We start from the raw sequence: 25,587 nt of genomic DNA on the forward strand, positions 1-25,587 counted from the left end.
AAGGGTCCCTTCATCTCCCTCTTACCGGCCGGCGCGACTTCCGTCGGCCTTCGTAGCCCACCACTTGCCACCAACGCCCTGCCCGTTGGCGTCACCGCAGACCTTGTCACCTGAGAAGAGGTACTGCGGCGATCCGGCAATGGTGAGCTGTTTCTTCCCGTCCCGCTCGATCGTCCCGACGAGCGAGGCATCCACGCCCTGCACCTGGAAACCCTCGCTGACGTAAGCGGGCGGCCATTGCACCGCGCACTCGCCGGAACAGTTGCTCGTGGGCGGGTCCGCGGAGTCGTTGTCGAACCGGTAGAGCGTCATGCCGTCGGAGTCGGTGGCGATGACACCGAGGTCGGCGACGGTCGCGCTGGTGAGCGCGATGGCCTTGTTCTGCTGGGCTTTCTTGCCGTCGGTCGCCGTGGCGAACCACTTCGGCACCGTGACGCCCTTGGCCTCACCGGGTTTGGTGTCGTTCTTGAACGTGTACTGCGGCCAGTTCGCGACCGTGAGCTGCTTCTTGCCGTCCTTGCGGGTGACCGTGCCGAGCAGCTTCGGGTCGATGCCCTTCACCCGCGGTGTGTCGCCCTCCACGTACACCGGCGGCCAGGACTCGACACAGCCACCGTCGCAATTGGACACTGAGGGCTGCGCCGTGTCGCCGTCGAACCGGTAGAGCGTGAGGCCGGCGTTGTTGGTCAGCACGGCACCAAGGCCGGCGATGACTCCCGTGCGGGCGGCGAGCTGGGTGCGTTCGCCGCTCTTGCCGGTGGCGAACCACTTTCCCTGCAGGCCCTGCCCCTTGGTCTCACCGGGCTTGCCGTCCTTGGCGAACCGGTACTGCGGCATGCCGTCGACGGTCAGCTGACGGCTGCCGTCCTTGCGCACGATGCTGCCGACCTTGTCGACGCCCTCGACCGTGAAGTTCTCGTCCGCGACGGTGGCCGGAGGCCAGGCCGCCGCGCATTCACCGTCGCAAGTGGACTCGTTCGGCTTGTCATTGTCGAAGCGGTAGAGGGTGAAGCCCTTGACGTCGGTGACGACCGGGCCGAGGTCGGCGATCTCGGCGATCTTCAGCGCCACAACGCTTTCCTGCTGCTGTTGCGCAACCGGCTTGCTCTCCGGCGTGCCCGTGCACGCGGTCAGCGAGACCAACCCCATCACGACGACCGCAACGCCCTTGCGGATCATCTTCAACCTCCTGGCTCGTGCCCTCCAACGCCCCACACACGCAGAGCGAGCCAGATCGGTTCAAACTGATTTTCAGAACATTGCGCGTTTCAGCGCGGGCACGGCGGCGGCCGTCCGGAGCACCGTGCGGAACAGCGTTCGCGAGACCGGGCTTCCCTCCGCGAACTGCCTGGCCGCGCGCAACGAGTCGCGCACCGCCGCGAAGCCGTAGTCGTACATCTCGGCCTCGTACCGTGCGATGGCGTCACCACCTTCGGCGATGCACCGCGCGAGCAGCTGTGCGTCCCGCAACGCGATGTTCGCCCCGATACCGCGCATCGGCGTCATCGCGTGGATGGCGTCACCGAGCAACGTGACGTTCGTGCTCTCCCATCGCTCGATGGGCTTCGACGACCTGATGCGCCACTGACTGATCGTGTCGGGATGTGACAACTCGACGACCCGGCGCAGGTCGGGGCTCCATCCGGCGATCCGTCGGAGCACCTCTGCCTGCAGCCCGTTGCGCACGTCGAGGTCGTTGGCCGCGTACCCCCACATCAGGTACGGGCGGACGTTGTCGAACAGCACGCCGTCGTCGTCCGAGTACCCCAGACCGTCGTGCGCCACCAGGAACATGCCGCACCTGCTGGTCGGGATGATCGAGTTGGCCCTGATGAGCAGACTCCGCGGAATCCAGTCGTGTTCGTCGAGGAGGAGCTTCCCCGCGATCGCGGTGATCCCGACCTCTTCCGTGCCCGCGTGCGGCAGGTACTGCCGGCGGACGCGCGACCGGATGCCGTCCGCGCCGACGAGCACGTCGCACTCGGCGGTCGTGCCGTCCTCGAAGTGCAGCGTGATGCCTCTGCCGTTGTGTTCGTAGCGCTCGAACCGCTTGCCGAACTGCACGTCCAGCCCGTCGAGCAGCACCTGCCGAAGCGTGATCCGGCTGGCCGAGTAGTGCTTCTCCTCCTCCGGATCGAGCACGAGCAAAGGCTTGAGCTGTTCCGTTAAGAACCCAAATCCGTTGTCGCTCGATCCCGCGCTCTGCTCGAATCGAGCCCAGTTCGCCGCGGGCAGACACTCCCGCAGCGCAGCGGCACCGTGCGGGTTGATGTGCACCCGGTACCCCTGCAGGCGGTCCGTGCGCGAGAGCTCGCGCTCGTACACCGCCACGTCCACGCCGGCCTCGCGCAACCCGTGCGCCAGACACAGCCCGCCGATTCCCCCACCCACCACTGCGATTCTCATGCCGCCAAGTTTCAACCGTGCGGTTGATTAAGTCAACCCGCTGGTTGAAAACAGCCCGTCGGCTACCGTGAGGCCGTGGATCAACGCCGCTCTCCCAGCGCTTCGGAACGCAAGCGCGACCCGGAACGCACGCGGGCCCGCATCATCGAGGCAGCCGCGGCGGAGTTCGGCGCTCACGGCTACGCGGCGACGCGCACGACGGACATCGCGGCGCGGGCTGGCGTGAACAAGCAGCTGATCTCGTACTACTTCGGCGGCAAAGAGGGCCTGTACAAGGAACTCGCGACGAGCTGGCACAGCTCCGCGGCCGAGATGGCGAGCCCCGAGCAGCCGCTGGACAAGGTGCTCGCGAGCTTCGTGGCGACCGCGCTCACCGATCAGGGCCGCCTGTGGGCGTGGTCGAACCTGGCAGGCGACAGCCCGCCCACCGACGAGGCGTTCCTGCGCGCCCAGGTCGACCAGCTGCGGGAACGTCAGGCCGCCGGCGAAGTCCCCGCGGACCTGGACCCGGGCTTTCTGCTGCTGGCGTTGATGGCGGCGGCCGCGGCGCCGTTGACCCTGCGGCACACGGCGGGCCAGATCACCGGCGAGGACCCCGCCACGCCCGAGTTCGCCGAGAAGTACGCGGCCCAGCTGGCGTTGCTGGTGCGGCACCTGTCCGGCCAAACCTGATTTCTTTTCGTTTCAAAGTTCCTTTCGGTCCGAGCTCGCTACCTTGCGTCCATGGACGAGATCAGGCTGTCCGTCACCGCGGCGAACGAGCTGTCGCCGACGGCGTCCGATGCGATCCAGAAGGCGCACGGAGAACTCGGCGAGCCGGCCGGGGACGCCAAGTACACGGTGCATTTGGGCAAGGCCAAGGGTGTCATCGTCGGTGACAACGCGCGCCAGTGGAACACGTTCTGGGAACTCCCGAAGAGCGTGCGCCGGCTGCTGATCGTCCTGCTCGTCGCCGTGCTGGTGGTGGGCAGCACCTTCGTCGTCATCCGCTGGGTCGTCCCGATGTTCGCGCCCATCTACAAGACGACGTTCCTGATCGACGCGGCCGATGGCGATCTGGCGAGCGTGGTCGGTGCGCTGACCACGGTCGTCGGCAACTCCGGCGAGCACGACTCCCAGGCGTTGCGCAGCTTCGGCGGCGACTGCGGTTCGGACGGCAACACCACGCAGCTCGTCGGGTTCGGCACCGGCAACCGGCAGGAGATCGCCGACGCCGCCCGCTCGGTGCGGCAGGGTGCGAAAGCCACGTTGCAGCGCGGAATCGTCGAGGCGGTCAGCGACTTCGCGACTCCGTTGGCGCTGAAGGCCAGGCAGGTCAACCGGATCATCGTGGTGACCAGGCACGGCAAGGACGCGTGCGACCCCGACAGCGAGTTCGTCGAGTCGCAGATCCGCGACCGGGTCGCGGCGGCCGGCCTGACCATCGAGTTCCGGTTCATCGGCTACCAGGTCGACAAAGACGACAACGACCGGCTGACGGAGCTGGCCACGAAGCTCAAAACGCAGGAACCGACGTTCACGGACTCGCCGGAGCAACTGAAGCGTTTCCTCGCCTGGTTCACCACCATCGAGCCGGTGCTGCGATCCTCGCAGTCGGTCGTGAACGTGCTGAACCCGACCGTCGAGAAGCTCAACTCGACCACCGACGCGATCAAGAAGGGCCGGTTCGACCTCGCCGACGGCGCGCTGGCCGAGGCCAGGAGCGCCGTCGTCGACATCGAGATCGAGGACCTCGACGGCCGGACCAGCTCGGCGGACGCCGTCCGGTTGCGGGACATGGCGGTCCGGTTGCGCACGTTGCAGGCCGCGGTGATCGAGGCAGCGGAGAAGTTGCTCGACACGGCTCGTTCGGGGCGGAACCTGACGGAACCGCTCGCCGTCTACTCCAAGGCCGCCGACGCCTACAACGCCGTGGCGGGGGAGATGACGGACGCGCTGACAAAGCTGCGCGCGCAGGGCCCAGGGGGAACAGGATGAAACGCTGGTTGCTGGTGGCGGGCGCCGTCGTACTGGTGCTGGGACTGGTGACCGGTGGGCTGTGGGTGTTCCTGACCCCGCAGCACCGCACGACATTCCTCGTCGACGCCTCGGAGTCCTCGGGAGACTTCCGCGAGGTGGCGGACGCGGTCGGGGCCGCGGCGTCGAACATGTCCGCCGACGACTCGCTGGCGCTGCGCCGGTTCGGTGGCGCCTGCGACTCCTCGAACACCTCCGAGCTGGTCACGCCGGGCACCGGGCAGGCGGCCAAGATCGGTGACGCGGCCCGCGCGATCTCCCCGAGCGGCAAGGCAACGCTGCTCAGCGGCATCCTCGCGGCGATCGACGACTTCGCACGCACCTACCCGTTCCGCGGTTCCGCGACCAACCAGGTGGTGGTCGTCGCACGTGGCGGCGCCGACGCCTGCGGCAAGAGCGCCGACGAGGTCCGCGCGATCATCGGCGAGCACACCGCACGAGCGGGCGTGAAGATCGACTTCCGGTTCGTCGGCCACCGGCTGACCGCCGAGCAGGCCAAGGTCCTCACCCAGATCGCGGCAGCGTCCGACGCGCAGCCACCACGCCTCACCAAGACCTCGGACGAGCTCGTGACCACGATGAAGGAGGTGTCGGTCCCGTCCGAACTGGCGGTCAAGGAGGTGAAGACGTCTCCGTGCGACGCGGTGACGCCGGAGACGCTGATGGCCGCGCATCCGTTGGGAAGCAACGCACAGCACAAGGCGTACTACTTCGACATCAACTGCCAGCAGGACCGCTACGTGTTCGCGAAGGCGCAGACGGAACCGCAGTACACGGACACCCTGTTCCTGGTGTTCGAGAGGAAGGACGAGTCCTGGCAGTACCTCACGTCGGGAACCGAACTGCCGTGCGGGTCGGTGCCGAAGGAGGTGTGGACGACGTGGAAGTTCCCGTGCATCTTCGAGCCCGTCGTCTGCCGTGACGGCGCGCTGAAGGTGACGGACCTGAACGGTGTCGGGTGTCCGGCGGCCATCGACATCGCGGACCGCTACAAGGCGGCGATCGACGGCCAGCAGGCAGCGGGCCAGGGCACGTTCTGGCGGTCCGGCGAGTGGTCTTGCTCCTGGCCGTACGAGGAAGGCCTGGCGCACTCCCAGGTCCCGCTGAAATGCGTGCGCACGACCGACAACATGGTCGTTCAGCTGGGCGACTACCAGCGATGAAACGCCGACTGCTGACCGGGATCGCGGTCGTCGTGACGCTCGGGCTGATCGCCGGCGGCGTCATCGTGCACCTGACTCCCGACCACCGCACGCTGTTCCTGGTCGACGCCTCCGACTCGCCGGACTTCCGCGAGGTGGCGGACGCCGTCGGTGCCGCGGCCTCGAACATGCCGGGCGACGATTCGCTGGCGCTGCGGCGGTTCGGTGGCGAGTGCGACTCCTCGAACACCGCCGAGTTGGTCACGCCGGGCACCGGGCACGCAACCAAGATCGGCGACGCGGCGCGGTCGATCACCCCAGGCGGCAGGGCGACGTTGCTCAGCGGGATTCTCGCGGCGATCGACGACTTCGCGCACGTCTACCCGTTCCGTGGCTCGGTGACGAATCGCGTGGTGGTGGTCGCCCGCAACGGCGCCGACGCGTGTGGCAAAAGCGCCGACGAGGTCCGCGCGATCATCAAGCAGCACACCGGCAAGGCGGGTGTGAAGATCGACTTTCGGTTCGTCGGCCACCGGTTGACGCCGGAGCAGGTCAAGGTCCTCACCGACATCGCCGCCGCGTCCGACGCCCAGACCCCGCGCCTCACCAGGACTTCCGACGAACTCGTCACGACGATGAAGGAGGTCTCGGTTCCCGCCGACCTGGTGGCGCAGGAGGTGAAACCGCTCAAGGCCTGCGAGCTGGTGACCCTGGAGGGACTCGAAGCCGCGTATCCGTTCAAACCTCAGCGCTTGCTCGGTTTCAAGTGCTACCAAGATCGCTACCTGCTCGCCCACGCGGAGATCACGCATCCCAGCCTCGTCGTGCAACACCCCGAGGGAGTCCCTGTCCTCTTCGAATTCAGGGATCAGGGGTGGCAGTACGTGGTGGCCACCCTGGAACCGCCTTGCGGCAAGGCGCCTCCTGAGGCGTGGAAACAATGGGGTGTGCGCTGCACACCCGACCCGGTCGTCTGCCGGGAAGGTCAGGACAAGGTGGTCGACATGACTGGAGTGGGCTGTCCTGCCGCCATCGACATCGCAGACCGCTACCTCGCGGCGATCAAGGCCCAGCAGACCCAGGATTCGATGCTGTGGTGGGACACCGGTGAGTGGGTCTGCTTGAGGTCCTCCCCTCTTCCGCTCCACTGCACGCGGTGGGCCGACAACATGACCGTGTACATCGGCGGCTAGCGAAGCTGGTCAGGCCTCGCGGCGGCTGGCCGTCTTGGCTTCGAGGACCTGTTTCAGGCCCTTGAGGCCGCCGCGCATCATCATGTCGTGGTTGCCGCGGAAGAACGGCTTCGCGATCAGCACCAGACGCCGGAGCAGGGCCTTGTTGACCACTACCTCCTGGTCGAACACCAGGTCCGTGCCGCCGTCCCGGCCGATGATCTCCCAGCTCGCGTAGCCCTCGAGGTCACCGGACAGCGTGGCGCGCAGAAGACCGGCCTGCTGGTTCCTGATGCTGTGCCTGACCTGCACGACGAGGTCGAACGGCAGGAACGAGCGACACCGGAGTTCGCCGCTCTCGTCGTCGATCTTCGTGGCTTTCCGGATCTCGGGCCACCACAGCGGGTAGTTCGCGATGTCGGACAGCACCTCGTACACATCGGACGGACACGCGTCGACGTGCCACACGCTGCGGAAGCGATAGCGGTTGAGTGACACGGCCGCCATCATCCCGGATAGCTCGTTCGAGTGACAGGTTCTCGACAAAAGTCACAAGAGGCCGGGAATTCCTCACGGAGTGTCATGCGGCTCAAGTGAGGCTTGAGCGTCTCACCAGGCCGTCCGTGTTCACTTGCCGCTGAGACGCGGGAACCGTTCCAAGGCTCGCAACCAGCCGACAGCCACGACGCGACGGAACGACAGCTCCGACGCGTCGAGCACCTCTACGAGGTTGATGGGGTACGCCGCCAGGGGCTCACCACGCGACGCCTGCAGAGCGCGTTCGCGCAGGGCCAGGGCGTCGAGTGGAATCATCACCCGGCCGCTGACACCTCCTCGTTCTCGAGCACCTGCAGCAGGAACTGCCCCGTGTAGCTCTTCTCGACCTCGGAGACCTGCTCGGGTGTGCCCTCTGCCACGACCATACCGCCGCCGGAGCCCCCTTCGGGACCCATGTCGACGATCCAGTCGGACGTCTTGATGACGTCGAGGTTGTGCTCGATCACGATGACGGTGTTGCCCTTGTCCACCAGGCCGTTGATCACGCCCAGCAGCTTGCGGATGTCCTCGAAGTGCAGGCCAGTGGTCGGCTCGTCGAGGATGTAGACGGTCTTGCCGGTCGACCGCTTCTGCAGCTCCGACGCGAGCTTCACGCGCTGCGCCTCACCACCGGACAGCGTCGGCGCCGGCTGGCCCAGCCGCACGTAGCCGAGACCGACGTCGACCAGCGTGCGCAGGTGGCGGTGGATGGCGTTGATCGGCTCGAAGAACGTGGCCGCTTCCTCGATCGGCATGTCGAGGACCTCGGAGATCGTCTTGCCCTTGTAGTGCACTTCCAGCGTCTCGCGGTTGTACCGCGCGCCCTTGCACACCTCGCAGGGGACATAGACGTCCGGGAGGAAGTTCATCTCGATCTTGATCGTGCCGTCGCCGGCGCACGCCTCGCAGCGGCCGCCCTTGACGTTGAACGAGAAGCGGCCCGGCTGGTAACCGCGGACCTTCGCCTCCGTGGTCGCCGCGAACAGCTTGCGGACGTGGTCGAACACGCCCGTGTAGGTGGCCGGGTTCGACCGCGGGGTGCGGCCGATCGGCGACTGGTCGACGCGCACGAGCTTGTCGACCTCGTTCAGGCCGTTGATCCGGGTGTGCCTGCCGGGCACCTGGCGCGCGCCGTTGAGCTTGTTCGCGAGCACGGTGGCCAGGATGTCGTTGACCAGCGTCGACTTGCCGGAACCGGACACGCCGGTGACCGCGGTGAGCGTGCCGAGCGGGAACGACACGTCGATGCCGCGCAGGTTGTGCTCGCGTGCGCCGACGACCGTCAGCTGCCGCTTCTTGTCGATCTTGCGGCGCTTCGCGGGCATCGGGATCGACTTGCGGCCCGACAGGTACGCGCCGGTGATCGACTCCTTGTTCGTCAGCAGCTTCTTGTACGGGCCGCTGTGCACGACCTTGCCGCCGTGCTCACCGGCACCGGGGCCGATGTCGACGACCCAGTCCGAGTTGCGGATCGTGTCCTCGTCGTGCTCGACGACGATCAGCGTGTTGCCCAGGTTGCGCAACCTCGTGAGCGTCTCGATCAGCCGGTGGTTGTCGCGCTGGTGCAGGCCGATCGACGGCTCGTCCAGCACGTACAGCACGCCGACCAGGCCGGAGCCGATCTGCGTGGCGAGCCGGATGCGCTGCGCCTCGCCACCGGACAGGGTGCCGGAGGCGCGGTCGAGCGACAGGTAGTCGAGGCCGACGTCGAGCAGGAAGTGCAGGCGGGCCTGGATCTCCTTGAGCACCGCGCCCGCGATCATCGACTCGCGCTTGCCGAGCTTGAGGCCGTCGAGGAAGTCGGAGCACTCCGAGACGCTCATCGCGCAGACCTCGGCGATGGACCTGTCGCCCTTTTTGCCGTGGTGCAGCGTGACGGCGAGGATCTCGGGTTTGAGGCGGGTGCCGGCACACGCGGGGCACGGGACCTCGCGCATGTAGCCCTCGTACTTCTCCCGCATGTACTCGGACTCGGTCTGCTCCTGACGCCGTTCGAGGAACGGGATCACGCCCTCGTAGTTGGCGTAGTAGGAGCGCTCACGGCCGTAGCGGTTCTTGTACCGGACGTGCACCTGCTCGTCGATGCCGTGCAGGATCGCCTTCTGCGCCTTCGCGGGCAGCAGCCGCCACTGCTGGTCCATGCGGAAGCCGATGGTCTCGCCCAGCGACTGCAGCAGCCGGGTGAAGTACTCGGCGGTCTGGCCGCCGGCCCACGGCGCGATGGCGCCCTCTTCGAGCGTCATCTCGTCGTCCGGCACGACGAGCTCCGGGTCGACCTCCTTGCGCACGCCGATGCCCGTGCAGACCACGCACGCGCCGTACGGCGAGTTGAAGGAGAACGACCGCGGCTCGAGGTCCTCGATCGCGAGCGGGTGGCCGTTGGGACACGCCAGGTTCTCGGAGAAGCCCCTGATCCGCTTCGGATCCGTCTCCGGGAGGTCCACGAACTCCAGCTCGACCAGGCCGTCGGCGAGCCGCAGCGCCGTCTCGACCGAGTCCGTCAGGCGCTGCTTGGACGACGCCTTGACGCTCAGCCGGTCGATGACGACCGCGATGTGGTGCTTCTCCTGCTTCTTGAGCTTGGGCACCTCGCCCAGCGCGTGGACGACGCCGTCGACCTTCGCGCGCGAGTAGCCCTGCGACTGCAGGTTCTGGAAGAGGTCGAGGTACTCGCCCTTGCGCCCGCGGATGACCGGCGCGAGCACCTGGAACTTGGTGCCCTGCTCCATCGCGAGCACCTGGTCGACGATCTCCTGCGGCGTCTGCTTGCCGATCGCCTCGCCGCACTGCGGGCAGTGCGGCTTGCCGGCGCGCGCGTAGAGCAGGCGCAGGTAGTCGTAGACCTCGGTGATGGTGCCGACGGTCGACCGCGGGTTGCGGCTGGTCGACTTCTGGTCGATCGACACCGCGGGCGAGAGGCCCTCGATGAAGTCGACGTCGGGCTTGTCCATCTGCCCGAGGAACTGGCGCGCGTACGCCGAGAGCGACTCCACGTAGCGCCGCTGGCCCTCCGCGAAGATCGTGTCGAAAGCCAGGCTCGACTTGCCGGAGCCGGACAGCCCCGTGAAGACGATCAGGCTGTCCCGCGGCAGGTCGATATCCACGCCGCGCAGGTTGTGCTCGCGGGCGCCGCGAACAACAAGACGGTCTGCCACTGGGGTCCCTTCGGCTGCGGTCGGCGGGTCACTCACGCCACACTCTTCCGAACAAGCGTTCGAAGACTACTAGCATCGTTTTGGAGGCTGCGACCGACCCGCCGACCATGCTAGGGCCCACCCCTGACAAAAACGGTTCTGGCCGCTGTCGCATTCCCCTGAACTGGGTTTACTCATAGGCTGGTCACTTCGATCAGAGCCTCAACGTCGGGGAGAGGCAGCACATGACCTACACACCGTCCACGCAGCACACGTCCGTACCTGCACCACGAGGTGTGCCCGACCGGCACATCAACGCGGTGCGCCAGGCGACGGACGTGCTGTACGAGACCGTCGAGGAGCTGGACGAGGCCGCGATGCGCGGCGCGAGCCTGCTGCCCGGCTGGTCCCGCGGACACGTCGTCACCCACCTCGCGCGCAACGCCGACGCGCTGGTGAACCTGCTCACCTGGGCCAAGACCGGGGTCGAGCACCAGGCGTACGCCTCACGCGCGGACCGCGACGCGGACATCGAGGAGGGCTCGCGCCGCATCCTGCAGGTGATCAAGGCCGATCTCGACTCCGCGTGCCTGCGGTTCGACGCCGCGTGCCGCGAGTTCCCCGCGCACGCGTGGCACTCGGAGGTCACGGCGCCCAAGGGCCAGTCGATCCCGGCGTCCACCGTGCCGCTGTTCCGCCTGCGCGAGATCTGGATCCACCTCATCGACCTGAACGCCGGTGTCGGGTTCGACGACCTGCCCGCCGACTTCGTGGACGAGTTCCTCGACGACGCCGTGGAGCAGTTCGAGGGCAGGGTCGACCCGTTCAGCATCGAGGTGACCCTGCCCGACGGCACTCAGCGCATCTGGACCGTCAACGGACCGGCCAGCCGCAACTCGGTGAGCGGGTCGGCGAGCGCCGTCCTGGGGTGGCTGACCGGCAGGACCGACGGCTCCGACCTGCGCGGTGAGCTGCCGGAACTGCCCGACTGGATCTGAGTCAGCAACCGGTACGCGGGCCGTTCGACGAACTTCGTCATCAGCCAGCCGAGCACCAGTGCCGAGGTGACGAACCCGGCGAGCAGCCACCAGGACCGCAGCCCAACGGCGTGCATGCGGTCCATCACCACGGTGCCGATCTGCTGGTGCACGAGATAGACCCCGTACGAGATGCCGGCGAGCCACGTGATCGGCTTGGCGATCGGCTTGAAGAACAGCCAATCGGGTCCCGCGGCCGCCGCGCACACCATCAGCAGCAACACGGCGAAGCCGAGCGTCGAACCGTACTCGGTCGTGTGAATCGCTTGCGCTATCAGCGCAGCGCCGAGCAGCGCGACCAGATGCGGTGTCTTCAAGCGGTGTTTCGACCACAGCCAGATGGCAATACCTGCGGCGAACAGTTGAGCCCGGTGGAGCGCGAACCCGTTGTAGATCACGAAGAGTGTGTGTGAGTGATCGAGCAACGGCCGTAGCAGCAGCGGCGTGATGATGAGCGCCCACAGGAAGAAGCGGAGCTTCGTGCCCCTCAGGCGCTTCACGAGCACCGCACCGGCGATGAACGCCGCGATCTGCACCGGCACGGTCCAGTAGGCGAAGTCGACGATGTTGACGTCCGGGAACCACTGGTTGATCAGCAGCAGGTTGTAGACGACGTCCCTTCCGTCGAGCTGACTCCAGCCCTCCGGCGCGATCCACCGCTGCACGGCGTAGGTGAGCAGCACCGCCGCCATGTACGCCGGCAACAGGCGCGCGAGTCTTCTCCACAGGAACTGCCCCGGCTTGCCGCTGTTGAGCGACGCGCAGGCGAAGAAGGCGGAGACGACCATCAGCATGCTGGCGCCCATCGACATCGGGAACGTGAACGGCAGCGGCCCGAGATCGGGGTGGCTGCTGATGCTCGTAAGCGTGGCGTGGTGGAGCAACACGCACCCGATGGCGACGACGCGGAGGACGTCCCAGCTGACCCTGCGGGCCGTGCGGGGCTTTTGTCGTTGCGCTGGAATCACGAGAGGCGGGGACCTGTTCGTTGATGCTTTCGGCGTACTCGGAGGTCGAAGCTTGATCCTTACTTACCCTATGAGTGAGACCTGTATGCAACCTGAAGGTGTGCGTCTCGCCGCATCGAGCGACTACCGTCTGCCACCGTGGACGTACTCGAGAACTACACCGGTCACGTCGATCCAGAGGGCCCAGCCGCCCGTCGCACCCTGGACGCGCTGACCATCACGAAGATCTCCGTCGGACCGATGGACAACAACGCCTACCTGCTGGTTTGCCGGTCCACGAACGAGGCGCTGCTCATCGACGCGGCCAACGACTACGAGCGCCTGTCCGACCTGTTCGGCCACATCCCGAACCGCCCGCGGCTGCGCACGATCGTGACGACGCACCAGCACGCCGATCACTGGCAGGCACTCGGCGCCCTGGCCGGCGCCCACGGCTCGAACACCGTCGCGCACGAACTGGACGCCGCCGTCCTCCCCGTCCCACCGGACGTACTGGTGGAGCACGGCGACACCATTCACGTGGGCGAAGTCCCGTTGTCGATCATCCACCTGCGCGGCCACACCCCAGGTTCGATCGCCGTCGTCTACGACGACCCGAACGGCCACCCGCACCTCTTCACCGGAGATTCACTCTTTCCGGGGGGTGTGGGGAAGACCACGTCGGCCGACAACTTCGCCTCGCTGATCAACGACGTCGAGGACCGCCTGTTCGCCGTCCTGCCCGACGACACCTGGTTCTACCCAGGCCACGGCGACGACTCGACGCTGGGCAAGGAGCGCCCCTCGCTCGCGGAGTGGCGCGCCCGCGGCTGGTGACCTGATCGGGACCGCGTACCCACCCAGGCGGCCACACGGCGAATCCAGGATCAGAGCAGTTCGAGATCCATGCGCCCTTCGGACAGGCTGGACGCTTCGCAGGAGTTCCACCGAGCGAGCGTCCAGCCCGCCATCACTGTGCGTCCAGACGACCACGCGAGCACCGTCCAGATAACCACGTGAGCACCGTCCAGATGACCACTGATCTTGCTTGTACGGCAGACTGGATCCATGTCTGTCGCGCCCCGCCTGGTCCCCCGCCGCGCCGAATCGCTGGTTCATGAGGCGCTTGAGGACACACGCGTTGTTCTTGTCAACGGTGCTCGACAGGTGGGTAAGAGCACGCTGACCAGGCTCGCCACCGATAGTCAGCCCACAGTGCTACGCCTTCTCGACGATCCGGCAACGCTGCTTGCCGCCAAGGAGGATCCCACCGGATTCGTCGAGCACGACAGTCTCATGGTCATCGACGAGATCCAGCTGGTTCCAGAGCTTCTACAGCCGATCAAGGTGTCTGTGGATCTGGATCCCACCCCAGGCCGCTACCTCCTGACGGGCTCATCACGAATCTTGGCCATGCGAACTCTCCCGGACGCACTGCCCGGACGCATGGAGGTGATCGAGCTCTGGCCGTTCTCCCAAGGAGAGATGCACGGATCTCCTGACCGATTCGTAGATGCCGCGTTCCGACATGGCCCTCAGATCGACCACTCCTCAGAGTTGCGCCGCCGCGACTACCTCGAACGCCTCGTTGTCGGCGGCTTCCCAGAAGCGACGCGTCGCACTCCGCGCCGCCGCACGGCCTTCTTCGACTCATACCTGTCGACCTTGATCGAACGTGACGTACTGGAACTGGCCAGCATCGAGCGCCAAGGCGACTTGCTCAAACTGATAGCCCTGCTGGCCGGACGTGCGGGAGGCCTACTGGAGCCGACAGTTCTTGCCTCTCAGTCTGGTATCCCTCGAACGACCCTGATTCGCTATCTGGAGTTGTTGGCGTCGGTCTTTCTCATCAAGAGCATCCCCGCCTGGTCGTCCGGCCAGACACGCCGCGCCGTGGGCACGCCGAAACTTGCGTTCGTGGACACCGGGATTGCTTGTCACCTCATCGGTCAAGACCCTGTGCGACTCGGTGAGCCAGGCGGCGCCGCAGGATCGATGATGGAGAACTTCGTCGTCATGGAACTCGCTCGCCAACTCACATGGTCCGAGGAGCGTGGACGGCTATATCACTACCGCACCAAGGAAAAGCAGGAGGTTGATGCCGTCATCGAGACACCAGACGGCCGAGTGATCGGGGTCGAGGTCAAAGCGGGGGCGACAGTGCGTGCCGAGGACCTCGCTGGCTTGCGGAACCTGGCCAACCATTTGGGAGATCGGTTCGTCGCCGGGTATGTGCTCTACGCCGGCCAACAGACCTTGTCATTCGGAGAGAAGATCAAGGCCCTGCCACTTGACGCGCTCTGGCACTTGGCCCCATAGGTCGTGCGGATGGGAGCGATGTTCACCGCTGGTGTGATTTATTCTTTCCGGGGGGTGTGGGGAAGACCACGTCGGCCGACAACTTCGCCTCGCTGATCAACGACGTCGAGGACCGCCTGTTCGCCGTCCTGCCCGACGACACCTGGTTCTACCCAGGCCACGGCGACGACTCGACGCTCGGCAAGGAGCGCCCCTCGCTCGCGGAGTGGCGCGCCCGCGGCTGGTGAGCCTCGCGGAGCAACGCACTGCGGCTGGTGACCCACCGCAGTGCGTCTTCATGCCTGGCCGGAGTCGAGAGCCGCGCTGAGTTCACTCGTCCAGCGGGCCACAGGTAGTTCGCGACCACGCATGATCGAAGTCCTCGAGCTGGCCACCCTGCGAACGGACATGGCGATGTCGTTCAGGCCGTTGGTCGTGGTCAAGAGCAGGATGGGCGAGTTCGAAGCTCTCCGCCACCTCGTCGATCGAGGCGTCGCCACACCGAGGATCCTCGTCGAACTGCTCGATTCCATCCAGTGGGAAGACCGAGGGCAACTCCTGCAGGCGCTGGTCAAGGCCGCGACGCAGATGGCAGCCCGGCAACAACCGCGTGCAGGCGAAGCGTTCGGTGAGCTGGCCGGCGAACTCGTGGCGCGACCGGAGTTCGCCGGAAGCAACTTCTCGTGGGGAGACGGTGAACTGGCGAGATGCCGAAGTGGCCGCGGTCGAGCCGCGAGCAGCGTGTCTCGCTGGGTCGCTTACGCCACCTCACACCACCTCGAACACGTGGCACAACGAGGGACATCTGGGCTGTGAAGCACACTCCGCTGCTCGAGCCGGTCCCGGCGATCAGTCCGGCCGGGCGCCCAGCACAGTTCCGGTCTCCCTCGCTGAACTCAAGCGCTCATCACCGATGGACTCGGTCGAGGACGTCAGACCTCGATGATCCTCACCATGTCGTCCAGGCCTTTGAAGTCTTCGGCGTTCCGCGTATAAAGCGGCAGACCACGCGATGAAGCCACGGCCGCGATCATCAGGTCCATCCGCCGAGGCTTCGGATTTCGGTTCGCCGCCATGGTGAGCGCAACCAGCGTGCCGTATCGGGCGGCTGCCTGACTGTCGAAGGGCAGCGGCTCGAAGTCCGCAATCGCCGCACCGAGCTTCTCAGTGCGTGCAGCCCTGGACGCCGCGTCCGTGGCCATCGCCACCCCCTGATGCAACTCAGCCATCGTGACCGCTGTGAGCTCAGGTATCTCCGGCAGAACAGCCGGGTCCAGAAGGCCGAGGTCGATGTAAGCGCAAGTGTCGAGCACCCCGGATTCGGGACGCTCAGCCACGGCTGCGCTCCCACGGATCGAAGTCGCCTACACGGTCCTCGTCGCCGAAGAACTCATCGGCTTCCTGGCGCATGCGGGAGTGATCGACACGGGGCAGCGCCCTGTGTCGATCGACGAGCTGCTCGGCTGTCAGTCGACGGCGACGGGGCAGGGGCCGGACTTCGGCAATCTCAACGCCATTCCGCGTCACGTGGTAAGTCTCGCCCGCCTCCACCGCGTCCATGACTGCGGCGGAGTGGTTGCGGAACTCTCGCTGACTGATGACCTTCACATAGCCGATTGTAGCCCTGTGTAGCACCCTGCGCTACACAGCGCCGTGGAGGACCGCCTGTTTCGCCGTCCTGCCCGACGACACCTGGTTCTACCCAGGCCACGGCGACGACTCGACACTCGGCAAGAAGCGCCCCTCGCTCGCGGAGTGGCGCGCCCGCGGCTGGTGACGCGCTACGCGTCCAGGAGGTCCAGGTAGCCCGTGGTCGTGCGCCACAGGACGTCCGAGTACGGGGTGAGCTTGCCGGGGCTCCAGCGGCGGTCGGTGTAGGCCTGGTTGGCCAGCCGCAACGCCCGCAGGCTCACCTCCAGCTCGTCCCGCACCCGCTTCGCCAGCTCCTCCGGCGACGGCGCGGCCTGACGCACCAGCTCAGCCGTGCCGTCGCTGACCGCCACGAGGGCTTCCTCGTTGACGCCGTCGGCCGCGCTCCAGATCAGCGCGGGCCGCTCGATCCGGTGGTTCCACACGGGTGCGTCCTTGGAGCGCCACCGCGCGTCGAACGGGTTGCGGGACAGCCGCGTCGAGTTCGCCCAGTGCTCGGCGCCGACCGGCTCGGTGAGCCACGGCACCTCGTCCACCGGCAGGTCCGTGACCAGCGCGACCTCGATCATGTCAAGATCTTTCGGCACGTCCAGCAGATCGCCGAAGACACACAGCTCGACCACCTGGAACCGGAAGAACGAGGCCGGCAGCTCGCCGCACTTCTCGGCGAGCTCGGCCAGGTGGTGCACAGCGCGAGTCCATTTCACGAGGTGGATCATGCCTGACCTGGTCGTCGAAGCCCTGGCCAGGCTGGCTCGGGTCGAGCCCGTGCTGTGCGCGTTCCACGAGGTCTTCAGCTCGTTCGCGCCGGTGGACCCGTCGCTGCCGCTCGCCGGCATGCCGATCGCGGTGAAGCGAGGCGAACGCCGTAGCCACCGTGACGCACTGATGGCGCTCGGCTGTGTCCCCATCGGTCTGACCACCACGCCCGATGGCACCACTCCCTGGCAGACGTGGGGCCGCAACTCTCGCGGCGTCACACGCAACCCATGGAACCTCGACCGCACGTCCGGCGGTTCGTCCGCGGGCTCCGCCGTGGCCGTTGCGGCCGGGATCGTGCCTCTCGCGACCGGCGTCGACGGCGCGGGTTCGATCCGCATCCCGGCCGCGTGGTGCGGCGTGCTGGGCCTGAAGACCACGTCGTCGGAACGGGCCGCGGTCGGTGTGTTCACCCGTGACCCGAACCTGCTCGCGATCTACCTGGGCACGTCCGAAGTCAGCTCGCCGACCGCCGTCTGGTCCTCCGACCTGGGGTTCGCGACCGTGGACGACGAGCAGGCCGAGATCGCCTGGCGGGCCGCGGCTCCACTGCGGCCACGGCCCGTCGACCTGGTCCTGAGCGACCCCGCGGAGGACTGGTTCGCCGGCCGCTGCGGGCGCAATCCGGCGCTGGACGAGGTGTTCGAGACCGCGGACCTGTTGCTCACCCCGACCGCGCCCGGCCCGCCACACGGCCACGACGGGCCGGGCGCGCGCATCAACACGTCTCTGACCTGGGCGTTCAACCTCAGTGGGCATCCGGCGATCAGCATTCCGGCCGGCTTCGACTCCGCAGGGCTGCCGGTCGGGCTGCAGGCCGTGGCGCGGCACGGACGGGAGGCGGACCTGGTCGCCGCCGCCCGAGCCGTTCTGGACAACGTTCTGGACGCCCAGCGTCACCCGATCGTGTGTTTTGAGCCCAATCCACCTCGCTGACCCGAGCACGTGCGGTGTCCTCGTCGCCCGAGGAGGTGACCGATGGCTCGACGAATCGGTGGTGCCGGAGGCGGATCGGATCCCGGTGCGGGCAAGGCGGGCGCGGTGGTGGCAGCGGGAGTACTGGCGATGTCGGTTGCCGCGGGCAGCGGTGGACTGTCGCTGGGAGGCGGCGCGACCTCGGTCGAGTCCGTCGGAACGAACCTCACCAGAGCGAAGTCCGAGGGCAGGAAGTCCGCCCGCAACGGCGACGCGGATGGCGCGTGGCGTCAGGTGCGGATGCGCACGCTCAAGCGCACGGCCAAACCAGCTCTGGAGTGTCTCTCGCACTCGTTCGGCCAGGTGCGGGATCACTTCGTGCGCAACCCGTGCAAGTCGCTCGACCGCACGTTGTTCGCGATCGGCGACGACCAGGGCAACGTCGCGGTCGTGTCCGTGGCGTGGGTCGGCTTCCGCAACCGCAGCGACGCCGGTGAGTTCAAGAAGCTGATCGACGTGCACGGCACGGGCGACATCACCCCGCTCGCCACCCCTCTGCTCGACCTGGCGGACATCAGGTTCACCGGCCTGCACTACGCGTCCCGGCCGGACGGCAGCACCGTCGTGATCGCCGAGACGGAGTCCGCGTCCGGCCAGGTCAGCGGCGAGGTGCTGGACGCGGCGGCCGACATGGCGAGCTGGCTGCCGCGTTAGGCCGCCACCGCGCGCAGCGACCTCAGTGCCGACGCCCACGCCACCAGTTCGTCGAGCATGGCGTTGAGCTCCTCGTGCTGCTGCAGACCTTCCTGCAGTTCACCGCGCCCCAACGCGACCTGAGTGCGCACGGTCGCCACCTTGAGTTCCGCCAGCACCAGCCTCAGTTGCTCGACGGCGCGCAGACCGCCGGTGCCACCGAGGCCCACGAACCCGGCTGCCTTGTCGTTCCACTCCGCGTACAGGTAGTCGAGCGCGTTCTTCAGTGCGGCCGAGAACGAGTGGTTGTACTCGGGCGTGACGAACACGAAGCCGTCGTACGGCGCGATGAGCGACGCCCAAGCGCGTGTGTGTGCGTGGGCGTACTCGCCGAAGATCGCGGGCACGGGCTCGTCGAGCAACGGCAGGTTCACCTCCGCCAGGTCGATGAGCTCGAACGACGCGTCGGAACGGGCGTTGGCGACGTTCAGAACCCACTGCGCCACGGCCTCGGAACGGCGGCCAGGACGCGTGCTCCCCAAGATCACTGCGATTCGCATGCCGCCAAAGTACAACGGTCGTGGTACTTAGTGCAACGATCGTTGTACTAAGATCGGGGTCATGCGACCGGACAAGCGGCAGGCGATCCTGCGCGGGGCGTTGAGCGTGTTCGCGCGGGACGGGTACTCGCGGGCGAGCATCGACACCATCGCGAAGGAGGCGGAGGTCTCGACGCGCACGCTGTACAACCACTTCGCGGACAAGGCCGACCTCTTCCGCAACGTCATCCAGGTCAGCGCCGGCACGGCCGCCCAGGACCAGATCGCGATCATCGAGCGGCACTTCCACAAGGTCACGGACCTGGAGCAGGACCTCGTCGCGTTCGGCAGGGCCATGAGCGCCGAACTGGGGAACGCCGAGCACTTCGCGCTGGTGCGGCAGATCAACGCCGAGCTCGGCCACATCCCCGCCGAGGCGATCGAGGCGTGGCAGGAGACGGGGCCGCGCAAGGTCAGGCGAGCCCTCGCGGACGAGCTCGAGAAGCTGGGCTTCAAGGATCCGCGGCGGGCGGCGGTCCACCTGATGTTGCTCACGATGACCGGCGACCCCAGCATCAGGGGGACGCGTCCGGACGAGGACGACCTCGTGGCGGGCGTGCGGGTGTTTTTGCACGGACACGATGTCGAGAACACGGGAAGCGCTGCGACATAGGGCTATGGACACCCGCATCGACGACTACATCGCCGGGCTGCCGGACTGGCAGCAGGACATCTGCCGCGAGGTCCGCAGGCTCGTTCACGAGGCCGACCCGGACGTCGAGGAGACGATCAAGTTCACGAACCGGCCGTACTTCGTGCTGGACGGCAACATCTGCGCGTTGCTCGGCACGAAGGACCACGTGAACGTGATGCTGTACGACAAGGCGATCGTGCCGGACCCGCAGAACATCATCACCAGCGGCCACGGCAACAAGACGGCGCGCATGATCTCCGTGTACCGCGACCAGCCGATCAACGCGCCGGCGCTCGTCGAGATGTTCCGCCACATCATCGCGAACAACCGCCAGCGGAGGAGTGTCAGACCCCGTCGGTAGCCTCATGTCGCATGGAGGTCGAGATCTACACCGACGGTGCATGCAGCCCCAATCCCGGTCCGGGGGGCTGGGGCGCTGTGTTGCGCTACGGCGAGCACGAGAAAGACATGCACGGCGGTGACATCGGCCCTACGACGAACAACCGCATGGAACTGATGGCGCCCATCATGGCGTTGGAGAGCCTCACGCGATCATCCACCGTGAAGCTCTACACAGACAGCACCTACGTCCGCAACGGAATCACCTCATGGGTGCACGGGTGGAAGGCGAACGGCTGGCTCACGAAAGCGCGTGAGCCGGTCAAGAACGCCGACCTGTGGCGCCGCCTGGAAGAAGCTGCCAACAGGCACGAGGTGGAGTGGCACTGGGTCAAGGGCCATGCGGGCCACCCTGAGAACGAGCGCGCGGACCGGTTGGCCGTGCGCGGAGTGGAGGAGGTGACGGGGCGGGAGATCACGCAGCCCCAAGCAAAACCGAAGAAGGCGGCCAAGCCGAAGCAACAGCGCGAACTGAGCGGCGAACCGTGTGGCGCGCCCACGAAGAAGGGCACGCCGTGTCCGATCACCGCGGGAGCGAACGGCCTCTGTCACGTGCACGACCCAGCACTGCAGTGCGGTGCCCTCACGAAGAAGGGCGCGCCCTGCACGATCGCGACCGGCGGCGGACGGTGCGAGTACCACCAGGATTCGCTGGAGTTGTTCACGTGACGGCGAGGGAGGCCAGCAGTCGCAGGGCCTCCTCCGACGGGCTGCCGGGCGCGGCCACGTAGGTCACCAGCACCTGTCCCGCGTCCGAGGTCAACGGCTCCGCGGCCAGTTCCAGCGGCCCGAGCTGAGGATGGGTCATGCGCTTGAACATCGGCCCCCGCTCGCGCACCGGATGCTCGGCCCACAGCGCGCGGAACAGCGGCGACACCTCGGACAGCTCCTCGACCAGCGCGCGCAGCGCCGGGTCGTCGGGGTGCACGCCGTAGTCCGCCCGCAGGTAGCCGACGTTCTCGCGCGCGCAGTCCGTCCAGCCGACGAACAGCTCCTGCGCGGCCGGGTCGGTGAACATGTACCGCACCATGTTCGGCTGCTCGCGGAAGTCGGTGACGAGGGCCGCGGCCAGCGGGTTCCACGCGAGCACGTCGAGCCGCCGGCCGAGGACCATCGCGGGCACGCCCTGCAGCGCGTTGAGCAGCCAGCGCAACGCCGGCCGCACCTCCTCCGACGGCGCCCCCACCCGCGTGGGCCGCGCCAGCCGGTAAAGGTGCGTGCGCTCGGCCCCGTCCAGGCCGAGTGCCTGCGCCAACGCGTCCAGGATCGAGTCGGACGCGTTGGAGGCGCGCCCCTGTTCCATGCGCGTGTAGTAGTCGACGCTGATACCGGCCAGCTGCGCCAGCTCCTCGCGGCGCAGCCCTGGCACGCGCCGCCGGGACGCCCGTTCCGGCGGATCCAGTGCTGCCCGCCGGGCGCGCAGAAACTCCCCCAACTCGCTCACGCCACCCATCATGCCGGGATCGCCCCCACCAGGCCGCCGTCGACCACGAAGTCCTGCCCCGTGACGTAGCCCGCGCGGTCGGAGAGGAGGAACGCCACCACGTGCGCCACGTCCTCCGGCACACCGAGCCGTCCCATCGGCACCTGACGCCGGTACGGCTCGTCGTCCTCCACGTTGTCGCGGAACATGTCCGTCGCGATGTACCCAGGACTCACCGTGTTGACCCGGACGCCGGGCATCTCCGCACCGAGTGTGCGCGCCAGGCTGTGCACCGCCGCCTTGCTCGCCGTGTAGAGCGACGCGCCGGGCAGCCCCCGGTGCACCGTCCACGACGCGTTGATCACCACCGACGCGCCGGGCTTCAAGCGCGCCCGCTGCACCGTGAAGTACACGCCCTTGAAGTTCGTGGCCAGCACCCGGTCCACGTCCTCCTCGGTGACCTTCCCGAACTCGGTGAACACCCCGATCCCGGCGTTCGCGAAGACGCCGTCGACCTCGCCCACCTGCTCCATCAACGCCTCGACGTCAGCCAGCTTCGACACGTCCGCCGCCACGGTCTCCACGCCGAGTTCCTTGCGCGCCAACGCCAACCGCTCCTCCGAGCGCCCGGCCAGCACCACCCGCCCGCCTTCCTCGACCAGCACCCGCGCCGTCGCCAGCCCGATGCCACTACCGCCACCCGTGATCAGAAACGTCTTCATGGCTCAAAGCCTCTGCCGTCTCCGCGCCCCGAACCAGACCCGCCGTTTCCTGGGTCTGCCAAGACCAGGCTGACCCGCCCGAACCGGCGTAGCGTCCCCTGCATGCTTCCCGAATCCGCCAGGGCAGTGCTGGAGTCCAACGCGCTGGCCCACCTCGTGACGCTCGGTCAGGACGGCGCGCCCCAGGTGACCATCGTCTGGGTGGGCCTGGACGGCGACGAGATCGTCTCCGGCCATCTCGCCCAGCACCAGAAGGTCCGCAACATCCGCAACGACAGCCGCGTCGTGCTGTCCATCGAGACCCCGAACATCAACGAGTACGGCCTGCAGGAGTACCTGGTCGTCTACGGCACCGCGCGCATCACCGAGGGCGGGGCGCCGGAACTGCTCCAACGCCTCGCGCACACCTACCTCGGCCCGGACGTGAAGTTCCCGCCGATGGACAACCCGCCTCCCGGCTTCGTCACGCGCATCAAGGTCGACCGCGTGGCCGGCGTCGGCCCCTGGGCGTCATAGGAGCTCGTAGCAGGAGTGGACAGCGGGCCGAACTGCCCAGCGCGGGCCGGCTTCGTCGTGGACTTCCAGGCTGAAGCGTCGGCTCGGTGGCTCGCCCGCTCAGCTAACGCCGCGTTCGCGGTCGTCGTAGGTGAACCGGCCTCACGCAGAGCAGTCGTGGCGCCGTGCCACAACGGGGTGCCGTCGTCGCGGGATCCGCCGGCAACGTCGAAGCGACGACTCAGCCGCCGACTGCGGCGTAGCCCGCACATTCGCCTGCAGGGCACTGACGCGCCGCCGCGCACGCTTACGCAGGGGTACCCCTGAACTGGGAACCCCTACATCTCAACGTACTCACGGGGTCTGACACTTCTTCGCGATCACGGCAGAGCACCTCGTCCGGCCGAGGTTCAGCCGCACACGTTGCCACGATCCCGCGATGCACGGCAGCCGCCGCAGCCAGACCAACCCGGACAAGCGCTCAGCGGCGCCACCAGAGCACAGCTGGGCATGCTCACGCAGGGGTACCCCCGAATCGGGAACCCCTGCGTTTCAACGTACTCACGGGGTCTGACACTCTCCGGCGAGCAGGCTCACCGGAGCACCTTCGCCAGCCGCGCCATGCCTTCCGCGATCTCCGCGGGCGTGTTAGTGGTGAAGGACATCCGGAACGTCGCGTGGTCCGGCGAGGTCGCGAAGAACGGTGCGCCAGGCACGAAGGCGACGTCGTGCGCCAGCGCTTCCTTCAGCAACACCGCGCTGTCCACCTCGCCCGGCAACCGCAGCCACACGAACATGCCGCCGTCCGGATCCGACCACGTCGTGCCATCGGGAACGGTATGAGGCAGCGCGGCGATCATCGCATCGCGACGCGCACCGTACTCGACGCACAGCCGGGCAACGTGAGCGTCGAGATCGTTGCGCGTCAGGTACTCCGCGGCCGCGGCCTGGTCCACTGTGGACGTGTGCAGGTCGGCCGCCTGCTTCACGATCACCAGGGTGCGGAGCAGGTCCGCGGGCGCCCGCAGCCAGCCGAGCCGCATGCCGGGAGCGCCGATCTTCGAGAAGCCGCCCAGGTAAATGGTTCTGTCGCTGATGGATGCCAGCGGGGCGACTGCGGATCCCCGGTAGCGGAGCTCGCCGTACGGGTCGTCCTCGACGATCCAGAAGTCGTGCGCGGAGGCCAGCTCGGCGATCTCGGCGCGACGCGAGGCGGACAAGGTGCGGCCGGTCGGGTTCGCGAACGTCGGCACCAGGTACAGCAAGGACGGCTTTTCGGTGGCTAGAACGGATCGCAACGACTCGGGATCCAGGCCGTCGGCGTCGCCGGCGACGGGCACGATGCGGGCGCCGGTCATCTGGAAGCACTGCAGCGCGGCCAGATACGTCGGTTCTTCCACCGCCACGACGGCGCCGGGCTCCAGAAGTGCCGTGGCCACCAGGGTCAGGGCCTGCTGGGAGCCGGTGGTGATCAGAACGTCCGAAGTGGGCAGTCCACGGCCGGTCAGCCGGGAGGAAACCAAGTCGCGCAGGGCCGGATTTCCTTCTGTGGGGGCGTATTGCAGCACTGAGCGGTCCCGCAACGCGGTGTCGTAGGCGGCGCGCAGACCGTCCAGGTCGAACAGTTCGGGGGCGGGAAGTCCGCCCGCGAAGGAAATCACCTCGGGACGGGAGGTCAGCGCGAGCAGGTCGCGCACCGGAGAGCTGGCCACGGAGAGGGTGCGATGCATGAACTTCACGTTAATCGCGACGGGTTCCAGTCGAACGCGGATTTTCTGTCAGGGGTCCTGACTAGCTTGGAGACATGGACATCGAGACACGTGCAGCGCAGCCCTACGCCGCCGTCAGGGCCACGGTGACGACCGAGACGTTCGCCAAGATCGCCGACCGGTTGCCCGAGGTCATGCAGTGGCTGGCCGATCGCGAGTTACCGATCCTCGGCGCGCCCTTCTTCCGGTACTTACGCGTGACCGGCGAGGAGTTCGAGGTGGAGGCCGCGATCCCCACCGTCGCCGAGGTGCCCGGCGACGGCGACGTCTTCACCGCGACGCTGCCCGCCGGTCAGTACGTGGTCGCGCTCCACGAGGGCAGTCCGGACGGGCTGGCCGCCGTCACCGAGCGGCTCCTCGCCCACAGCCTGCGGTTCGACCGCGACGGCGACCGCTGGGGCGCCCGGCTGGAGACGTTCTTCACCGACCCCGCGGTCGAGCCCGACCCGGCCAAGTGGACGACGGAGGTGGCCATCAGGCTCGCCGACTGAGTTCGCGCTTATATGCCGAACGAGCTATATTACTAGCATGGCATCTACATTCGCCGTGCTGGCGGATCCGAGTCGCCGGGAGATCCTCGACCTGCTGCGTGAACGCGAGCGGCCGGTCGGCTACCTCGTCGACCGGCTGACGCTGACCCAGCCGACCGTCTCGAAGCACCTCAAGGTGTTGCGCGAGGCCGGTCTGGTCGAGGTGCGCACGGACGCCCAACGGCGCTGGTACCGGCTTTCCCCCGGCCCGCTGGAGGAGATCGACGCCTGGCTCGCGCCCTACCGGCGGATGTGGGAGAAGAGCCTGGACGCGCTCGAACGACGACTCGACGAGATCGAAGGGGACTGA

General features: G+C 67.4%; 27 protein-coding genes and 4 pseudogenes. 18 read left to right on the forward strand and 13 right to left on the reverse strand.

The window, feature by feature from the left end; all coding sequences use genetic code 11:
- Positions 1-21: 21 nt before the first annotated feature.
- Both B0F77_RS17520 and B0F77_RS17525 read right to left on the reverse strand, forming a co-directional pair.
- Positions 22-1,179, reverse strand: a complete 1,158-nt coding sequence (locus B0F77_RS17520) for a hypothetical protein (RefSeq protein WP_086663980.1) — start codon at positions 1,177-1,179, stop codon at positions 22-24.
- A gap of 72 nt (positions 1,180-1,251) precedes the next feature.
- Positions 1,252-2,406, reverse strand: coding sequence for an FAD-dependent oxidoreductase (locus B0F77_RS17525; protein ID WP_086663981.1), 1,155 nt, complete (start codon positions 2,404-2,406; stop codon positions 1,252-1,254).
- Between the two features lie 75 nt (positions 2,407-2,481).
- On the opposite strand from B0F77_RS17525, the gene B0F77_RS17530 reads away from it, so the two are divergent.
- Genes B0F77_RS17530 through B0F77_RS17545 form a run of 4 tightly spaced genes read left to right on the forward strand, consistent with a single transcriptional unit; the run spans position 2,482 to position 6,757 of the window.
- Positions 2,482-3,078, forward strand: a complete 597-nt coding sequence (locus tag B0F77_RS17530; RefSeq protein ID WP_086663982.1) for a TetR/AcrR family transcriptional regulator — start codon at positions 2,482-2,484, stop codon at positions 3,076-3,078.
- 51 nt (positions 3,079-3,129) lie between these two features.
- Positions 3,130-4,383 carry a hypothetical protein gene (locus B0F77_RS17535; protein WP_086663983.1) on the forward strand — a complete coding sequence of 418 codons (1,254 nt, stop codon included), beginning with the start codon at positions 3,130-3,132 and terminating at the stop codon, positions 4,381-4,383.
- Entirely contained in the window at positions 4,380-5,585 is a 1,206-nt protein-coding gene (locus B0F77_RS17540) for a vWA domain-containing protein (RefSeq protein ID WP_086663984.1), read from the forward strand. The genes B0F77_RS17535 and B0F77_RS17540 overlap by 4 nt, the downstream gene beginning before the upstream one ends.
- Positions 5,582-6,757 carry a vWA domain-containing protein gene (locus B0F77_RS17545; RefSeq protein ID WP_086663985.1) on the forward strand — a complete coding sequence of 392 codons (1,176 nt, stop codon included), beginning with the start codon at positions 5,582-5,584 and terminating at the stop codon, positions 6,755-6,757. The genes B0F77_RS17540 and B0F77_RS17545 overlap by 4 nt, the downstream gene beginning before the upstream one ends.
- Before the next feature lie 9 nt (positions 6,758-6,766).
- On the opposite strand, the gene B0F77_RS17550 is transcribed toward B0F77_RS17545, so the two are convergent.
- The 3 genes from B0F77_RS17550 to uvrA form a co-directional block, all read right to left on the reverse strand.
- Complete coding sequence (locus tag B0F77_RS17550; RefSeq protein ID WP_086664030.1) at positions 6,767-7,234, reverse strand: SRPBCC family protein; 468 nt, start codon at positions 7,232-7,234, stop codon at positions 6,767-6,769.
- Positions 7,235-7,363: 129 nt separating this feature from the next.
- A complete protein-coding gene (locus tag B0F77_RS17555; RefSeq protein WP_086663986.1) occupies positions 7,364-7,552 on the reverse strand; it encodes a hypothetical protein in 189 nt (62 codons plus the stop codon).
- Positions 7,549-10,428 carry an excinuclease ABC subunit UvrA gene (gene uvrA, locus B0F77_RS17560; protein ID WP_086663987.1) on the reverse strand — a complete coding sequence of 960 codons (2,880 nt, stop codon included), beginning with the start codon at positions 10,426-10,428 and terminating at the stop codon, positions 7,549-7,551. The genes B0F77_RS17555 and uvrA overlap by 4 nt, the downstream gene beginning before the upstream one ends.
- A 224-nt stretch (positions 10,429-10,652) precedes the next feature.
- Here uvrA and B0F77_RS17565 point away from each other — a divergent pair, with 224 nt between their 5' ends.
- The gene (locus B0F77_RS17565; protein ID WP_086663988.1) at positions 10,653-11,405 is read left to right on the forward strand and encodes a maleylpyruvate isomerase family mycothiol-dependent enzyme; all 753 of its coding nucleotides are present in this window, start codon (positions 10,653-10,655) and stop codon (positions 11,403-11,405) included.
- Positions 11,406-11,452: 47 nt separating this feature from the next.
- Here the strand turns inward: B0F77_RS17565 and B0F77_RS17570 are convergent.
- A pseudogene (locus tag B0F77_RS17570) lies at positions 11,453-12,412 on the reverse strand (acyltransferase family protein); the annotation flags it as partial.
- 138 nt (positions 12,413-12,550) lie between these two features.
- Between B0F77_RS17570 and B0F77_RS17575 the strand changes: the two are divergent.
- From B0F77_RS17575 to B0F77_RS17590, 4 genes and pseudogenes are all read left to right on the forward strand, one after another.
- Positions 12,551-13,228, forward strand: coding sequence for an MBL fold metallo-hydrolase (locus B0F77_RS17575; protein ID WP_086663989.1), 678 nt, complete (start codon positions 12,551-12,553; stop codon positions 13,226-13,228).
- Between the two features lie 231 nt (positions 13,229-13,459).
- Positions 13,460-14,710 (forward strand): ATP-binding protein, encoded by a 1,251-nt coding sequence (locus B0F77_RS17580; RefSeq protein ID WP_086663990.1) that lies wholly within the window; start codon positions 13,460-13,462, stop codon positions 14,708-14,710.
- Between the two features lie 35 nt (positions 14,711-14,745).
- A pseudogene (locus B0F77_RS17585) lies at positions 14,746-14,937 on the forward strand (MBL fold metallo-hydrolase); the annotation flags it as partial.
- A gap of 121 nt (positions 14,938-15,058) precedes the next feature.
- Positions 15,059-15,505 carry a beta family protein gene (locus tag B0F77_RS17590; RefSeq protein WP_086663991.1) on the forward strand — a complete coding sequence of 149 codons (447 nt, stop codon included), beginning with the start codon at positions 15,059-15,061 and terminating at the stop codon, positions 15,503-15,505.
- Between the two features lie 116 nt (positions 15,506-15,621).
- Here B0F77_RS17590 and B0F77_RS17595 read toward each other — a convergent pair whose 3' ends face one another.
- Positions 15,622-16,026: a type II toxin-antitoxin system VapC family toxin gene (locus B0F77_RS17595; protein WP_086663992.1), complete on the reverse strand. Its 405-nt coding sequence runs from the start codon at positions 16,024-16,026 to the stop codon at positions 15,622-15,624.
- Entirely contained in the window at positions 16,019-16,297 is a 279-nt protein-coding gene (locus tag B0F77_RS17600) for a type II toxin-antitoxin system Phd/YefM family antitoxin (RefSeq protein ID WP_086664031.1), read from the reverse strand. The genes B0F77_RS17595 and B0F77_RS17600 overlap by 8 nt, the downstream gene beginning before the upstream one ends.
- A 61-nt stretch (positions 16,298-16,358) precedes the next feature.
- On the opposite strand from B0F77_RS17600, the pseudogene B0F77_RS49800 reads away from it, so the two are divergent.
- Positions 16,359-16,466, forward strand: a pseudogene (locus tag B0F77_RS49800) (MBL fold metallo-hydrolase); the annotation flags it as partial.
- A 4-nt stretch (positions 16,467-16,470) separates the two neighbouring features.
- Here the strand turns inward: B0F77_RS49800 and B0F77_RS17610 are convergent.
- Positions 16,471-17,046, reverse strand: coding sequence for a DUF7711 family protein (locus B0F77_RS17610; protein WP_143466788.1), 576 nt, complete (start codon positions 17,044-17,046; stop codon positions 16,471-16,473).
- Positions 17,047-17,056: 10 nt separating this feature from the next.
- On the opposite strand from B0F77_RS17610, the gene B0F77_RS50880 reads away from it, so the two are divergent.
- Together B0F77_RS50880 and B0F77_RS49815 are read left to right on the forward strand one after the other, a co-directional pair.
- Positions 17,057-18,034 (forward strand): amidase family protein, encoded by a 978-nt coding sequence (locus tag B0F77_RS50880; protein WP_086663994.1) that lies wholly within the window; start codon positions 17,057-17,059, stop codon positions 18,032-18,034.
- 42 nt (positions 18,035-18,076) lie between these two features.
- Positions 18,077-18,727, forward strand: a complete 651-nt coding sequence (locus tag B0F77_RS49815; protein ID WP_245848338.1) for a hypothetical protein — start codon at positions 18,077-18,079, stop codon at positions 18,725-18,727.
- On the opposite strand, the gene B0F77_RS17625 is transcribed toward B0F77_RS49815, so the two are convergent.
- Complete coding sequence (locus tag B0F77_RS17625; RefSeq protein ID WP_086663995.1) at positions 18,724-19,266, reverse strand: NADPH-dependent FMN reductase; 543 nt, start codon at positions 19,264-19,266, stop codon at positions 18,724-18,726. The two genes, B0F77_RS49815 and B0F77_RS17625, sit on opposite strands and share 4 nt — an antisense overlap.
- Before the next feature lie 61 nt (positions 19,267-19,327).
- Here B0F77_RS17625 and B0F77_RS17630 point away from each other — a divergent pair, with 61 nt between their 5' ends.
- The 3 genes and pseudogenes from B0F77_RS17630 to rnhA form a co-directional block, all read left to right on the forward strand.
- Positions 19,328-19,918: a TetR/AcrR family transcriptional regulator gene (locus B0F77_RS17630; RefSeq protein WP_086663996.1), complete on the forward strand. Its 591-nt coding sequence runs from the start codon at positions 19,328-19,330 to the stop codon at positions 19,916-19,918.
- Positions 19,919-19,922: 4 nt separating this feature from the next.
- Positions 19,923-20,300: a DUF1801 domain-containing protein gene (locus B0F77_RS17635; RefSeq protein ID WP_086663997.1), complete on the forward strand. Its 378-nt coding sequence runs from the start codon at positions 19,923-19,925 to the stop codon at positions 20,298-20,300.
- 11 nt (positions 20,301-20,311) lie between these two features.
- Positions 20,312-20,749, forward strand: a pseudogene (rnhA, locus tag B0F77_RS17640) (ribonuclease HI); the annotation flags it as partial.
- A 250-nt stretch (positions 20,750-20,999) separates the two neighbouring features.
- On the opposite strand, the gene B0F77_RS17645 reads toward rnhA, so the two are convergent.
- Positions 21,000-21,791, reverse strand: a complete 792-nt coding sequence (locus B0F77_RS17645) for a helix-turn-helix transcriptional regulator (RefSeq protein ID WP_086663998.1) — start codon at positions 21,789-21,791, stop codon at positions 21,000-21,002.
- Positions 21,791-22,483, reverse strand: a complete 693-nt coding sequence (locus B0F77_RS17650; protein ID WP_086663999.1) for an SDR family NAD(P)-dependent oxidoreductase — start codon at positions 22,481-22,483, stop codon at positions 21,791-21,793. Before B0F77_RS17650 ends, B0F77_RS17645 begins: the two co-directional genes overlap by 1 nt.
- A gap of 102 nt (positions 22,484-22,585) precedes the next feature.
- Between B0F77_RS17650 and B0F77_RS17655 the strand changes: the two genes are divergently transcribed.
- Positions 22,586-22,999 (forward strand): PPOX class F420-dependent oxidoreductase, encoded by a 414-nt coding sequence (locus B0F77_RS17655; protein ID WP_086664000.1) that lies wholly within the window; start codon positions 22,586-22,588, stop codon positions 22,997-22,999.
- Positions 23,000-23,571: 572 nt separating this feature from the next.
- Here the strand turns inward: B0F77_RS17655 and B0F77_RS17660 are convergent.
- Positions 23,572-24,708: an aminotransferase-like domain-containing protein gene (locus B0F77_RS17660; RefSeq protein ID WP_086664033.1), complete on the reverse strand. Its 1,137-nt coding sequence runs from the start codon at positions 24,706-24,708 to the stop codon at positions 23,572-23,574.
- A gap of 74 nt (positions 24,709-24,782) precedes the next feature.
- On the opposite strand from B0F77_RS17660, the gene B0F77_RS17665 reads away from it, so the two are divergent.
- Together B0F77_RS17665 and B0F77_RS17670 are read left to right on the forward strand one after the other, a co-directional pair.
- Positions 24,783-25,238 (forward strand): GyrI-like domain-containing protein, encoded by a 456-nt coding sequence (locus B0F77_RS17665; RefSeq protein WP_086664001.1) that lies wholly within the window; start codon positions 24,783-24,785, stop codon positions 25,236-25,238.
- Positions 25,239-25,275: 37 nt separating this feature from the next.
- Entirely contained in the window at positions 25,276-25,587 is a 312-nt protein-coding gene (locus B0F77_RS17670; RefSeq protein WP_086664002.1) for an ArsR/SmtB family transcription factor, read from the forward strand.

Source organism: Lentzea kentuckyensis (assembly GCF_002150765.1).
GTDB classification, from domain to species: domain Bacteria; phylum Actinomycetota; class Actinomycetes; order Mycobacteriales; family Pseudonocardiaceae; genus Lentzea; species Lentzea kentuckyensis.

Bases quoted from the DNA above. Each gene is read 5' to 3' on its own strand.
- B0F77_RS49815 (WP_245848338.1), top strand. From the start codon at position 18,077: ATGGCTCGACGAATCGGTGGTGCCGGAGGCGGATCGGATCCCGGTGCG.
- B0F77_RS17580 (WP_086663990.1), top strand. From the start codon at position 13,460: ATGTCTGTCGCGCCCCGCCTGGTCCCCCGCCGCGCCGAATCGCTGGTT.
- B0F77_RS17650 (WP_086663999.1), bottom strand. From the start codon at position 22,483: ATGAAGACGTTTCTGATCACGGGTGGCGGTAGTGGCATCGGGCTGGCG.
- B0F77_RS17670 (WP_086664002.1), top strand. From the start codon at position 25,276: ATGGCATCTACATTCGCCGTGCTGGCGGATCCGAGTCGCCGGGAGATC.
- B0F77_RS17635 (WP_086663997.1), top strand. From the start codon at position 19,923: ATGGACACCCGCATCGACGACTACATCGCCGGGCTGCCGGACTGGCAG.
- B0F77_RS17520 (WP_086663980.1), bottom strand. From the start codon at position 1,179: ATGATCCGCAAGGGCGTTGCGGTCGTCGTGATGGGGTTGGTCTCGCTG.
- B0F77_RS17545 (WP_086663985.1), top strand. From the start codon at position 5,582: ATGAAACGCCGACTGCTGACCGGGATCGCGGTCGTCGTGACGCTCGGG.
- B0F77_RS17645 (WP_086663998.1), bottom strand. From the start codon at position 21,791: ATGGGTGGCGTGAGCGAGTTGGGGGAGTTTCTGCGCGCCCGGCGGGCA.
- B0F77_RS17525 (WP_086663981.1), bottom strand. From the start codon at position 2,406: ATGAGAATCGCAGTGGTGGGTGGGGGAATCGGCGGGCTGTGTCTGGCG.
- B0F77_RS17590 (WP_086663991.1), top strand. From the start codon at position 15,059: ATGATCGAAGTCCTCGAGCTGGCCACCCTGCGAACGGACATGGCGATG.
- B0F77_RS17540 (WP_086663984.1), top strand. From the start codon at position 4,380: ATGAAACGCTGGTTGCTGGTGGCGGGCGCCGTCGTACTGGTGCTGGGA.
- B0F77_RS17655 (WP_086664000.1), top strand. From the start codon at position 22,586: ATGCTTCCCGAATCCGCCAGGGCAGTGCTGGAGTCCAACGCGCTGGCC.
- B0F77_RS17630 (WP_086663996.1), top strand. From the start codon at position 19,328: ATGCGACCGGACAAGCGGCAGGCGATCCTGCGCGGGGCGTTGAGCGTG.
- B0F77_RS17565 (WP_086663988.1), top strand. From the start codon at position 10,653: ATGACCTACACACCGTCCACGCAGCACACGTCCGTACCTGCACCACGA.
- B0F77_RS17535 (WP_086663983.1), top strand. From the start codon at position 3,130: ATGGACGAGATCAGGCTGTCCGTCACCGCGGCGAACGAGCTGTCGCCG.
- B0F77_RS50880 (WP_086663994.1), top strand. From the start codon at position 17,057: ATGCCTGACCTGGTCGTCGAAGCCCTGGCCAGGCTGGCTCGGGTCGAG.
- B0F77_RS17625 (WP_086663995.1), bottom strand. From the start codon at position 19,266: ATGCGAATCGCAGTGATCTTGGGGAGCACGCGTCCTGGCCGCCGTTCC.
- B0F77_RS17660 (WP_086664033.1), bottom strand. From the start codon at position 24,708: ATGCATCGCACCCTCTCCGTGGCCAGCTCTCCGGTGCGCGACCTGCTC.
- B0F77_RS17665 (WP_086664001.1), top strand. From the start codon at position 24,783: ATGGACATCGAGACACGTGCAGCGCAGCCCTACGCCGCCGTCAGGGCC.